Consider the following 12,172-nt stretch of genomic DNA (forward strand, 5'->3'; position numbering starts at 1 on the left):
TAACGAAACTAAAGAACTAATTAATAAATTCCTTTTAAAGTTGTTTTGCTTCATATGTATTATTTGTTTCCTGATATTCCAAAGGCAAAACTATGATAAAGCTTGCCCCTTTACCAATTTGACTTTTAGCGGTAATCAATCCGTTATGTTTTTCAATTATTTTTTTTGCGATTGCCAGTCCGATCCCGGTTCCTTCGTAACTTTGGCGATCGTTAAGACTCTGAAAAATAACAAAAATCCTATCCAGATAAACTTCATCAAAACCGATTCCGTTATCTTTTACAATAATCCGGCAATACTTTCCATTTGGTGAAGACTTTGCGTCAAAACTTTTCCTTTCAATCAACTCAGAAGAGATTTCAATCAAGGGATGATCTGTATTGTTTGAAAACTTAAGTGCATTTCCGATCAGATTTTGAAAAACCTGACGCAACTGACTCGGAATACTGTCTATTGTTGGAAGTTCATTAGTTTTTATGGTTGCATTTTTACGCTCTATCAAATAATCAAAATCCGATATAACTTCCTGTAAAACAATATTTAAATCAGTTTTCTCAGGCAATACTTTTGATGACAATCTTGAATAAGCAAGTAAATCTGTAATTAAAGTCTGCATTCTTTCGGCCGATTTGATTGTTCGGTTTACATAGTCAACAGCTTTGTCATCTTTGGTGAGGTATAGATCTTTGATGATTTTAATAAAAATCTGAATCTTTCTGATCGGCTCGTTTAGGTCATGCGAAACTACCCATGAAAATTGCTGCAGCTCGTGATTTTTAAGTTCCAGTTCTTCATTTTTCAGTACCAGTTCTTTTGTTCTTTCTAAAATTTTAGCCTCCAGATTCTCCTGCGCTTCTTTTCGGATTTTAATTTCTTTCGAAAGCAGGTCTTTCATTTCCTTCAGCTGATTCTGCTGTTCGTAAATTTTAAGGAATGTTTTTACCTTTAAAATCAGTAAATCAGTATCAACCGGCTTGGTTATATATTCTACAGCACCTGTTTCATAGCCCTTAAAAATGTATTTTTTATCAATATTAAGGGCAGAAAGAAAAATCACCGGAATATCTTTTGTCTTTTTATTACCCGAAAGAATTTTCACCACCTCAAAACCATCGAGTCCGGGCATCTGAACGTCCATGATGATAAGACAATAATTGGTCTGTAAAATTTTCTTTAATGCTTCCTCACCAGATTCAGCAGTATCTACATCGATATTGTGTAGCTCTAAAATCTTTTTTAAGGCAATTATATTTGCCTTTATATCGTCTACAATTAATATCATTTGTTTGTGGGGCTAAGCGTTATGGTTAAAGTTTTTTTATACTCTTTTTTGAATTAAAAGATTTACAAACTCTCAAATGTATTTAAAAAAAAATTAACACTTCTTTTATTTGAGATCAAATAAATTATATAATTCCCATGCGAGCTTGTGAAATTTAACTTTTTGCGACAATCTTTAATTCTATCAGGTCAAACGCTACCGCAAGAGAATTCTATTTTTAATTATATTTTTTTTTAAATGAAAAGTTATGAAGAAGACAACATTTCCGGAACAAAAACAGGACATCCCCGGCAACGAATATTTAATGAACCCCGAACCTCAAATCATTAAAGAAAATTATACCGGAAGCGGAAAACTTTTGGGTAAAACAGCTTTTATCACAGGCGGTGACAGCGGAATTGGCAGAAGCGTAGCGATACATTTTGCAAGAGAAGGTGCAAATGTTGCGATTGTTTACCTAAAAGAAGACAAGGATGCATTAAAAACAAAAGAACTTATTGAAAAAGAAGGACAGCAATGCCTTTTAATAAGTGGTGATTTAAAGGATGAAAAATTTTGTAAAAGTGCTGTAAAAAAATGTATCAAAACGTTTAGCAAATTAAATATAATTGTAAATAATGCGGCAGTTCAGTTTCCTCAGAATGAACTGGAAAAAATTACGCCCGTACAGCTTCAAAAAACATTTGAAACCAATATTTACCCTTTCTTTTATGTTACCAAAGCAGCTTTGCCTTTTATGAAAGAAGGAGACAGCATCATCAATACAAGTTCTGTTACCGCTTATCGCGGAAGTGAGCATTTACTTGATTATTCGAGTACAAAAGGAGCAATTTTAAGTTTTACCAGATCATTATCAACCATGCTGGCAAAAAGGAAAATTAGGGTAAATGGCGTTGCACCAGGCCCGATCTGGACACCTCTTATTGTTTCGACCTTTGATGAAATTTCAGACTTTGGCAGAGACAATCCGATGGGAAGAGCCGGACAGCCGTCAGAAGTTGGACCTGCTTATGTATTTTTAGCTTCTGATGACAGCAGTTATATTACAGGACAATTTATTCATATCAACGGAGGGGAACTTGTAGGTGGATAATTAAATTGAAAAAACATGAATTACATTGATCTGATTGGTCTTTTCGCCGGAATTTGTGTTACAGTTTCGGTTGTTCCGCAAATCATAAAAGTATGGAAAACTAAAAAAGTAAAACAAATTTCGCTGCTCACTTTTGGTGTTCTTACTTTTGGTGTTGCGGTTTGGGTTATCTACGGCATTTTAAAAAATGATATCCCTATTATTATCACCAACAGCATTTCATTAATACTGAACCTCATAATGGTTTATTTCCTTCTTAATTATGAAAAAGAATAAAAAAAACAGCCTCGTTAAAAGCTGTTTTTTTCAATATATAGTGCTTGTTAGCTAACTAGTTTTTGGTTATAAAGCCTGTTGAATACCAGATGATATTTTTCTCTAAACATTTTTAATAGATAATTTCGTTCCGTCTGTCCTGCTTCAGATAATAGCATTGAAAAATTTAGCCTTGAAACTTTTCTCAGTTCTTCCAGCTGTTTATTTGCCAGTGTCATGATTGGCTGTATGTCTTTCAGATATCCGTATGTATGCTGGTCCAGCTCTATATCTAAAATTTCTTCCAAAATGCGGTTTCTCAGTAAATTTCTAACGATTCCCTTTTGTGGGATTGTGTTAAACTCATTTATTTTTTTAGCTATTTTAAAGTTCTGTCTGCCAATGCGCTTATAATTTCCGGTATTACTACTGAACACTTTGTTTATAGCCGAGAAAAGCCCCTCATTTTCTGCTTTAGTATTATAGCTTAAAATTGAAAAACGAACAGGTTTAAAACCTTCAAAATAAAAAATACTATTGATGTTTGAGGCATTTCTTATGATGCTGTTATGGTCTTCTTTTACTGTTTTTCTTTTACCGCTAATTCCGAAACTGTGTCCAAAATTTCCTTTAGAGCAATAGACAAACAACACATTCGAACCTCCATCTGATTCGAGGCTTAGCTGGATATCTTTATAAAATACAAGATCAAATTCTACAAACGAAATATGAGGACTAACTGTTATCCCGCGTATGATACCATCTGCATTTTTAGACCTGATCTTTAATTTATACTGACTGCTTTCAAGCGTCAACGATCCATCGAGGCTATCTTTAAGGTCATTAAAAATAGTATTCATATTTCCCGTATTCAAGTAAAGTTTCTTCATTTGATAACATTTAAAACGTTCTTAAAATAAATTGTTCAAAATTTTAAACTCTGATAAACCTGCTATCTTGTTTCCTTTTTTGAACTACTCAAATTTCGCCATAGAATGAATATTTTTTGTTATACAATTTTACGCAGTAGTTTCATAATTAATATTTTACAGTAAAATTTAAAAACAAAAACAGCCGTTTCAAATTCATGAAACAGCTGTCTTTTCAGCAAAATAAAAAAATCCTAAACTTATCTTATGTAACCATTTAAGTGAGTCTTTTTCAGGTGAGTTTATGAACATCTGAATTCACCGAATAATTTTTTTCGGGTATATCTTTAAAAAATTCTGCAGCTTCCAAATCAGCCGTTGGACCATATCCTAACAAATAGGTTCCTTTTTTATCATCTGCAGTTTCAATAACATATAAAATCGACATGTCTTCCGGATTGCTCATTCCTTCATAACGATGATGGGCAACAATAAAAATTTCGTCAGGCTGATACGGGTATTTGGATTCTGTTTCTACCAATGCGCCATCTTTAAATAAAAAATTACGGTAGTATCCGTTTTTTCGATATTCGTCTATATATTCCAATTCGTTTTTAGCAAGTTCCTTTTTCATGACAGTATTATTTATGTGGCTATTTTTAAAGCTTTTACAATCTTTAATATGTAAACAAATTTCATTCTTAAAAAAAAGATGCGTTAACTCAAAAAATATTTTTTTTAGCTCATAAAATAATTCTTATAATAATCTGAATGTATAGCCTGTGATTTACAACACAATTAATTTCTCAGCATTTTAGGAAACTCCAAAACATTCCGTATTCCTTCATTATACATTAAAATAAACTAAATTTGCCACAAAATTTATTGTATGCTGTGGTTTCCCTATACTCAAATGAACAAAATGAAAGAAGTTCCAAAATTGAATGGAGCTAAAGGAGTAGAAATGTATTTATCAGAAGGGAAAACACTTATCGATGGTATTTCATCATGGTGGTCAGCCATTCACGGTTACAATAATGAGGAAATTAACCAGGCAGCCCTGGACCAGCTGAATAAATTTTCACATTTCATGCTTGGCGGAATTTCACATGATCCGGCTTTGAACCTTGCAAAAGAGCTTGTCAGAATTACACCAAAGGATCTAAATTATGTGTTTTTCTCTGATAGCGGCTCAATTGGTGTTGAAATTGCCCTGAAAATCGCAATACAATATTGGAAAAATCTTGGCATTAGTTCAAAAAACAAAATTGTTTATCTGAAGGATGGTTATCATGGCGACACATTCAAAGCTATGGAAGTCAGCAGTGATTCTGATTTTAATAATGCTTTTTCGGAAATATTAAATCCGCAAATCGAATTGGAAATACCTGTTGGAGGCTACTATCCTAAAAGCGCTGATTTACAATTGGCGATCGACCAAATGGAAAATGTATTTCGAAATCAGCATCAGGAAATTGCCTGTTTCATTTTAGAACCAATCGTTCAATGTGCCGGAGGTTTTAATATATACTCTCCCAATTATTTATTGGCGGCCCGGGAATTGACCCAGAGGTATGGAATATTGCTGATAGCCGACGAAGTAGCTACAGGTTTTGGACGTACCGGTAAGATGTTTGCGTGTGAACATGCAGGTATAACACCTGACATAATGGTATTGGGTAAAGCTATGACTGCCGGTTATATAGGCCACGCTGCAACTCTGGCGACCAGTAAAGTGTATGATGCTTTTCTTGGAGATAATTATGAAATTGCTTTAATGCACGGCCCTACCTTTATGGGGAATGCCCTCGCATGCAGCATCGCCTTAAAAGGCATTGAAATCTTTGAGAGAGAAAACTATTTGGATAAAATTACTGAAATTGAAAGTTTCATTGAAGAGGAATTAAACGATATTTCATCTCCGCATATTTTAAATATTCGTAAAATTGGTGGTATTGTTGCCCTTGAATTTTCAAACAAAAAATATTTAGACGGATTTGGAAAATTTGCACTCCAAAATGGAGCCTGGCTTCGGCCAATTGGAAATATTGTTTATTTAATGCCGGCTTATATTATTAAAAGAGAAGAAATTGGACATCTGTTTTACGTTATAAAACTTTGGATAAATAAAATCGAAACTCCCACCACTGAAAATTTTTAAAAGTGATCATTAATGCCGAAACAGCTTGCACCTAAAATTGGTTAATTTCTTCTTTGTAATATCACTATTGATGGTTCATCTGGCATATATCCTGATTTAATTAAACCAAAAAGCACAGCCGAAACCGTGCTTTTGATTTTTTTCAAAAAAAAAACTTAATCTGCTTCTGCGGCTTCAAGATTTACGGCATTTACAGCAACTTCGGTAAGTTTTTTATCGGCTCCTTTTTCTTCGTCAAGCGTTTGCTCTAATAAATTTGCAGCTTCTGTTAAACCTAAGGTTTCTGCAAATTGTCTCAGGGTTCCGTAAGTCGCAATTTCGTAATGCTCGATTTTTTGACTTGCTGCAATGATTCCGGCGTCACGCACCACCCCTTTTTCTGTTTCCTCCAGAATTCCTTTTCCTTCTTCAATAAGACCTTCCATAGCATCACATTTTTTTGCTGAAGCTTTTTTGCCAACCAGTTCAAAAACTTTTTCCAGACGAGTAATGTGTTCTTCTGTTTCGGTCAGGTGCGAATTTATGGCTTCAATCAAATCTGCCGATGTTGCGTTTCTGGCCATTGTTGGAAGTGCTTTTGTCAATGCTTTTTCTGCCCAGTAAATATCTTTCAGACTATCTTCAAATAATTCTTTCAGGCCTGTTGCTGCATCTTTTTTGGGTTTTACCTCTGTACTTTTTTGCATACTCTGTTTATTAGCAGCTGCTTTTTTACTATCAGTAGTTTTCATAATTGTAATTTTTAATATGATTAATTGTTTCAAAATTAACCTCACATATTTATTTTAGATTATAGTATTCAAATCAAAAGTTTCAACATAAACACCTGTATATTATGAAAATAGACTTGTAAATTTTGTAAGACATTTGCTGCGTATCGTAGTTAGTTTTGTAATATCAATAATTTTAAAGAAAATATTATGAGACCCGATACTACAACATACAGATACAATGAAAATGCAGTTTTTTACTTTCAGAGAAAATACCAGGGTGGTTATTTAGATCTAGATGCAGCTTTTTTAATCGAAAACGCTGTCAATAAACTTTTAAAAAAGGATCAGATTCTTAGAAGTGAAAACATTCCGAATGACGGAAGCATTAGTGAAGAAGAATATGTTAAAAAACATCAGAAAGATGATAATTATTACAAACCTGAAAAAACGGAACAGAAAGAAGAAGGCATACAAAACGATGAGAACTTAGACTATGATGAGTTGGAACAAAGAAATGACTAATCATAAGCGAGTAATTAGCAACATTAAAAAACTACTATTATGAGCACTATAGATCAAAACAATACAGACAAAAATATCCTTATGAATGAGGAACTGTACGAAAATAATGAGCAAAAACAAACCAACAGAGAAATCGCCGAACAGGGATTTACGGTTCGAAACGGCTATGACCCAAATAAACCAAATCCTGATCAGGAAAAAATCACCAATGATGAAGATGATATCGACGATTTAAATGATGATTTTCACTCTGACAGAGATCTTGAAGACGATGACGAATTGGATGAAATTGATCTTGACGGTGATGAAAAAATCGTTAATGATGAGTTTGACAATCCTTCCGATTCTTTCGAAAATACTTTTAATGAAACCGAAGAAGATTTAGAAGACATCGATCAGGATGACGACGAGGAAGATGATGATTATGAATACAAAGAAGACGATATTCAGGAGGAAGACAATGAGGAAGATTATCCTGATAACGATCCGAGAAAATTCTAAGTTTCTACAGATTAAAGCATAAAAAAACCGTTAGATTTGTAACGGTTTTTTTATCGTTTTAATAAAATCTTAATCCCCAATTTTTTCCAGTACAGGAATATCGTCCATTTTTTCGAGGCGTTCAGCCAATCCCGCTCTTGCTTCTGTGAGTTCTTCTTCAGCTTTAATAAGTTCTTTATACAATTTGGCTTTATCTGCAGGTTTGGCCATTTCAATCTTACGCATAATTTCATAAATTTCGCCTTCAGCTTCCATGACCTTTAATCTTTTATAATAGGTCAGGCTTTCAGTCATGTGTGCGAGCGCAATCATCGCTGTCAAAAAAGGATGGTTGTTGGTTACATTGACGTCCTTAATCCTTCCATGTTCTAGTTCAACTTTCAGGGCAAAAGCAAATTCTTCCATATTAAAAACTTCATGTTTACTTTTCGGATTCAGATAGGCTTTTATCGATTCGACATTGTTCATTGTAGAAAGGTCAACATCGGTCGTTTTTTTATCACTCAAATCTTTAAAAACAAGCCTGCCAATTACTCTTGCCTCATCAACGGTCGGATCATTTTCAGGATTTTCAAAATCACGAACAGACCAGTCCCAATTTTCAGGATGAACAGGTTTTATATATTTTTCACAAAAATCTGTCACATCATTTTTTAAGCTTACCATTTCATCTTCTCTTTTGATGTAAACATCCTGATAAGCACCACTTTTAGTTCCCATAATTTTATGTTTTAAAATTGCAAACGACACATTTACCAGAATAAATGTGTCGTTTTTCCTTTCTTTTTTTATTTTTTTATCTAAATATTTCTTCTGCCGCTAATTAATGACAACAAAAACAATACAATAAATATAAAGAATAAGACTTTTGCTATACTTGCGGCTCCGGCAGCAATACCGCCAAAACCTAATATTCCGGCCACTATGGCGAGAATAATAAAAATGATTGTCCAGCGTAACATAATAGTTGATTTTTAAATTAATACTGAATTTATCTGTATATCAAATTTCCCATTTTAACAGGAATCGGATTAACTCAAAACATTATTTTTTTATCTCTATTAAATTGTGTTTCTTAATCTGGATTAAGTCATTTTTAGCTTTTTAAAACTATTTTTGTAATGTAAAATATGGCATCATGAAAAAATACAATTTTTTGATACTGGGTAAAAACCAGCCTATTCTCGAAATTCTAATTCGGTTAGTTAATGCAAATGAAAACTGGAATGCAGTTGGTTTTAATGATGAAAAAATGGCTCAGGACTATTTCATAGCAAACAAACCCGATTTTGTTTTACTGAGCTCTGCAATTGAAGATCATGTCGAAAAAGAATTTGCAGCATTTTGCACAGAAGCCCATCCGGAAGTTGAAATCATAGAACATTTTGGAGGCGGGAGCGGTCTTTTAAAATCAGAAATTCTTCACCGATTGTACCTCAAAGGAAAAATATAATGTGCTATACTTACTAAACTTTAAAATAAAGACTTTACTCACAGAAGTTTATTTTCTAAATAATTCAAAGTAATCCTTATTCAATAAGTTTTAAATTTGTATGAAATGATATATTGATGAAGAAAAAAACTTTTATTCGTACAATACAAAAAGCATTCTTAATAATCTTTATTTTTACCTTGTTTACACAATGTTTTTATAAAGATTATACATTTAAAGAAAGCTTAGACCGTAACTTTTATTTAATGGAAAGTGATATATTACCATCTAAATATATCTGTATAGAACATGAAAATGGCAGTTTAGTACTACTTTATGACTTGCTTGAAGTAGCTGGCAACGAAAATATAATATTAGTAAAAAATAAAAACAAAGAAAATAAAGATCAATATAATCTAATTAAAATAGCAGAAGTTGTATATCCTGAAGATATAAAAGTTATCTCTTATGATGAATATTCAAAACGCAAAAAACAACTTAACTATGATTATTCTTATGATCAAAAAAATGGCTTTTGGCGAAAGTTCAAATGGCATAAATAAATTTTCTTATACGAATTGCAGCTTTAAATTTGTATTAATCTAAATCCTAAAAATGGAGAAAAAGTATTCGGTTGCGATTTATCCTTCGCAGGATGTTATTGATTCAGTCAAAACAATGAAGGAATATCTGAAAAGTAAAATCAACTGGTACAACAGCTGTAACTCTACCGCTCATATTACAATCTGCGAATTCACAATTGACGATTCACAAATCGATACTTTCAAACAAAAGCTTTTTAAAACCTGTGATGGTTTTACGCCTTTCCCCGTGTATCTGAATCATTTTTCCTTTTATGAAAATAGCGGTGCCTTTTTTATTGCTCCAAATGAAACTTCAAAAAATAATCTGAAACCTGTCATGAAGAAGATTCAGGAAACCCTGAAATCTTTAAAACTCAAAAAAAGTGACGACCCTCACCTGTCCATTGGCAGGAAACTCACGGCCGAAAACCTCAAAATAGCGTCACAGCTTTTTACCACAATTGAAATTGATTTTTTGTGTAAAGAAATAGTGCTCCGGGAACTCGATCCTGTCAAAAAGCAGTTTTTTGTAATTGATACTTTTACATTTAACGGAAATACACAGCCTGAATTTGTTCAGGGAAGTTTGTTTTAATTTTGTAAAATGTCAGAGGTTAGAAAGCAAGTAGCCATTAGTTTTACGTTTCACAACTCACATCTCACCTTTTACAATTCACAATTCATAATTTGTTTCCGTATATTTGAATTTTACAAATCAAACACATATGAAATCCCTGGAACCATTTTATAAAGAAATTGCAGAATTAACCAATAACGAATCAAATTCGCTGTTAGATAACTGCATTCAAAAAGAAATCTGTCAGTTTAATGTTTTTAATATTAAAGAGCTTTTGGGAAAGTGTACTATGCCTTACAACCGAAGAGCGTATTACAAAATTAGCCTTATAAAAGGAAAAAACAGAGCCGAATATGCAGATAAAATAATTGAAATTGATAAACAGGCACTTCTATTTGCTACACCCAAAATCCCTTATAATTACATTCCGCAGGACACAAATCAGACAGGACAATTCTGTGTATTTACTGATGAGTTCCTAAATAAGAGCGGAATTATTTTAAACGAACTTCCTATTTTTGCTCCGGACGGTTTTCCTATTTTTCAGCTTTCAGATGAACAAATTACAGAAGTTGAATTCATTTTCAGCAAAATACAGCATGAAATCAATTCTGATTACACTTACAAATACGATCTAATCCGAAATTATGTAGCAGAGTTAATTCATTTTGGACAAAAATTACAGCCTGTAACAGCCTTGTACTCCAAACACAATTCAGCAGCCAGAGTTTCTTCTTTATTTGCTGAGTTATTAGAAAGACAGTTCCCGATTGAATCACCACATCAGCGTTTAGAATTAAGGACTGCCAAAGATTTTGCCGAAAGACTCTCCGTTCACGTGAATCATTTAAACAAGGTTTTAAAGGAAAACAGCGGAAAAACCACAACTGAGTTAATCAGCAGCAGGTTAACCAGTGAAGCCAAAATTCTTTTAAGACAAACCAACTGGAATATTTCTGAAATTGCTTATTGCTTAGGATTTGAAGAACTGGCACATTTCTCGAATTTCTTTAAAAAACAAACCTCTTTGACACCGTTAGCTTTTAGAAGTTAATTTTGAAGTTTCAGGTTTCAGGTTTAAAGTTTAAAATTGATTTTTGAAATTGACATTGTTATTGCTATTGACATTGTCATTGATATTTGAATTTCGCAAACATCGGTTTGATATTTACAAATTCCGAACAATGCTTCACTCCTACCTTTGATTTATCAATTTAAAACATAAATCAAATGGCAGTAAATACAAAAATCGCCTTAGTAACAGGCGGAAGCAGAGGTTTAGGAAAAAATATGGCAATCGCAATTGCTAAAAAAGGAATCGATGTTATTATTACCTACAACAGCAAAAAAGACGAAGCCGAAGAAGTAGTAAAAGAAATTGAAAATTTAGGTCAGAGAGCAGCTGCAATTCAGTTAAATGTTGCGGAGTCCGGTACTTTTGATTCTTTTTTAGAACAGGTTTCTTCTTCATTAAAAAACATTTTTAAAACGGATAAATTCGACTTTTTAGTAAACAATGCCGGAATCGGAATTCATAATTCATTTGCAGAAACTACTGAGGCCGAATTTGATTTGCTGACGAATATTCATTTTAAAGGCCCTTTCTTTTTAACTCAAAAAGCATTGCCAATACTAAATGATGGCGGTGGAATTGTAAATATCTCAAGCGGTCTGGCCAGATTTTCATTCCCGGGCTACTCTGCTTATGGAGCCATGAAAGGCGCTATCGAAACTTTGACAAAATATCAGGCAAGAGAACTGGGCGAAAGAAAAATCAGAGTCAACATCGTCGCTCCGGGCGCAATTGAAACCGATTTTGGAGGCGGAGCTGTACGCGATAATGATGAATTAAATAAAACTATCGCTGGCTTAACTGCTTTAGGAAGAGTAGGTCTTCCTGATGATATTGGCGGAGTTGTTGCCTTTTTATGTTCTGAAGAATCCCGTTGGGTTAACGGGCAGCGTATTGAGGTTGCAGGAGGAATATTTTTATAATATTAAAAATCAATCAGTTGCATTCTATTTGTTTTTTTCAACACATAGAAACATAGATTTTTCTTTTTGAAAAGTTTAAAAAGAGAAACTGATTTCTCAACACATAGCTATGCGTTTTTTAAATAAGTGAAACGCTAGTTACAAAAACTATGTTCCTAGTCTTCACTGACTAAAGTCGAAGAGTGTTT

16 protein-coding genes are annotated in these 12,172 nt (G+C 33.2%); 10 read left to right on the forward strand and 6 right to left on the reverse strand.

Translation table 11 applies throughout. The annotated features are described in order from the left end of the window. Positions 1 to 34: 34 nt before the first annotated feature. On the reverse strand, positions 35 to 1,282 hold the full coding sequence (locus GWR14_RS19280; RefSeq protein WP_163410776.1) for a hybrid sensor histidine kinase/response regulator: 1,248 nt from the start codon (positions 1,280 to 1,282) through the stop codon (positions 35 to 37). A 247-nt stretch (positions 1,283 to 1,529) separates the two neighbouring features. On the opposite strand from GWR14_RS19280, the gene GWR14_RS19285 reads away from it, so the two are divergent. Together GWR14_RS19285 and GWR14_RS19290 are read left to right on the forward strand one after the other, a co-directional pair. Then, entirely contained in the window at positions 1,530 to 2,375 is an 846-nt protein-coding gene (locus GWR14_RS19285; protein WP_163410777.1) for an SDR family oxidoreductase, read from the forward strand. A gap of 15 nt (positions 2,376 to 2,390) precedes the next feature. After that, entirely contained in the window at positions 2,391 to 2,651 is a 261-nt protein-coding gene (locus GWR14_RS19290; protein ID WP_163410778.1) for a SemiSWEET family sugar transporter, read from the forward strand. 47 nt (positions 2,652 to 2,698) lie between these two features. Here GWR14_RS19290 and GWR14_RS19295 read toward each other — a convergent pair whose 3' ends face one another. Both GWR14_RS19295 and GWR14_RS19300 read right to left on the reverse strand, forming a co-directional pair. Beyond that, a complete protein-coding gene (locus tag GWR14_RS19295; protein WP_163410779.1) occupies positions 2,699 to 3,520 on the reverse strand; it encodes a hypothetical protein in 822 nt (273 codons plus the stop codon). Positions 3,521 to 3,791: 271 nt separating this feature from the next. Then, positions 3,792 to 4,133, reverse strand: a complete 342-nt coding sequence (locus tag GWR14_RS19300) for a hypothetical protein (RefSeq protein WP_163410780.1) — start codon at positions 4,131 to 4,133, stop codon at positions 3,792 to 3,794. Between the two features lie 255 nt (positions 4,134 to 4,388). Here GWR14_RS19300 and bioA point away from each other — a divergent pair, with 255 nt between their 5' ends. Continuing rightward, positions 4,389 to 5,660, forward strand: a complete 1,272-nt coding sequence (bioA, locus tag GWR14_RS19305) for an adenosylmethionine--8-amino-7-oxononanoate transaminase (RefSeq protein ID WP_163410781.1) — start codon at positions 4,389 to 4,391, stop codon at positions 5,658 to 5,660. Between the two features lie 155 nt (positions 5,661 to 5,815). Here bioA and GWR14_RS19310 read toward each other — a convergent pair whose 3' ends face one another. Then, on the reverse strand, positions 5,816 to 6,391 hold the full coding sequence (locus GWR14_RS19310) for a YciE/YciF ferroxidase family protein (protein WP_163410782.1): 576 nt from the start codon (positions 6,389 to 6,391) through the stop codon (positions 5,816 to 5,818). A gap of 189 nt (positions 6,392 to 6,580) precedes the next feature. On the opposite strand from GWR14_RS19310, the gene GWR14_RS19315 reads away from it, so the two are divergent. Both GWR14_RS19315 and GWR14_RS19320 read left to right on the forward strand, forming a co-directional pair. Further along, complete coding sequence (locus tag GWR14_RS19315) at positions 6,581 to 6,895, forward strand: hypothetical protein (protein ID WP_163410783.1); 315 nt, start codon at positions 6,581 to 6,583, stop codon at positions 6,893 to 6,895. 39 nt (positions 6,896 to 6,934) lie between these two features. After that, a complete protein-coding gene (locus GWR14_RS19320; RefSeq protein WP_163410784.1) occupies positions 6,935 to 7,396 on the forward strand; it encodes a hypothetical protein in 462 nt (153 codons plus the stop codon). Positions 7,397 to 7,465: 69 nt separating this feature from the next. Here GWR14_RS19320 and GWR14_RS19325 read toward each other — a convergent pair whose 3' ends face one another. Both GWR14_RS19325 and GWR14_RS19330 read right to left on the reverse strand, forming a co-directional pair. After that, entirely contained in the window at positions 7,466 to 8,116 is a 651-nt protein-coding gene (locus GWR14_RS19325; RefSeq protein ID WP_163410785.1) for a DUF5661 family protein, read from the reverse strand. Between the two features lie 80 nt (positions 8,117 to 8,196). Continuing rightward, positions 8,197 to 8,358, reverse strand: a complete 162-nt coding sequence (locus GWR14_RS19330; RefSeq protein WP_163410786.1) for a DUF1328 domain-containing protein — start codon at positions 8,356 to 8,358, stop codon at positions 8,197 to 8,199. A gap of 176 nt (positions 8,359 to 8,534) precedes the next feature. Between GWR14_RS19330 and GWR14_RS19335 the strand changes: the two genes are divergently transcribed. The 5 genes from GWR14_RS19335 to GWR14_RS19355 all read left to right on the forward strand — a co-directional run bounded on the left by GWR14_RS19335 (position 8,535) and on the right by GWR14_RS19355 (position 11,984). After that, a complete protein-coding gene (locus GWR14_RS19335; RefSeq protein ID WP_163410787.1) occupies positions 8,535 to 8,849 on the forward strand; it encodes a hypothetical protein in 315 nt (104 codons plus the stop codon). 116 nt (positions 8,850 to 8,965) lie between these two features. After that, positions 8,966 to 9,391 (forward strand): hypothetical protein, encoded by a 426-nt coding sequence (locus GWR14_RS19340; protein ID WP_163410788.1) that lies wholly within the window; start codon positions 8,966 to 8,968, stop codon positions 9,389 to 9,391. A gap of 52 nt (positions 9,392 to 9,443) precedes the next feature. Beyond that, positions 9,444 to 10,007: a 2'-5' RNA ligase family protein gene (locus GWR14_RS19345; RefSeq protein ID WP_163410789.1), complete on the forward strand. Its 564-nt coding sequence runs from the start codon at positions 9,444 to 9,446 to the stop codon at positions 10,005 to 10,007. Between the two features lie 130 nt (positions 10,008 to 10,137). After that, a complete protein-coding gene (locus tag GWR14_RS19350; RefSeq protein WP_163410790.1) occupies positions 10,138 to 11,043 on the forward strand; it encodes a helix-turn-helix domain-containing protein in 906 nt (301 codons plus the stop codon). Positions 11,044 to 11,219: 176 nt separating this feature from the next. Beyond that, positions 11,220 to 11,984: an SDR family NAD(P)-dependent oxidoreductase gene (locus GWR14_RS19355; RefSeq protein WP_163410791.1), complete on the forward strand. Its 765-nt coding sequence runs from the start codon at positions 11,220 to 11,222 to the stop codon at positions 11,982 to 11,984. The last annotated feature ends 188 nt before the right edge of the window (positions 11,985 to 12,172 follow it).

Origin of the sequence: Flavobacterium ajazii (assembly GCF_010614725.1) — a bacterium.
GTDB lineage: Bacteria > Bacteroidota > Bacteroidia > Flavobacteriales > Flavobacteriaceae > Flavobacterium > Flavobacterium ajazii.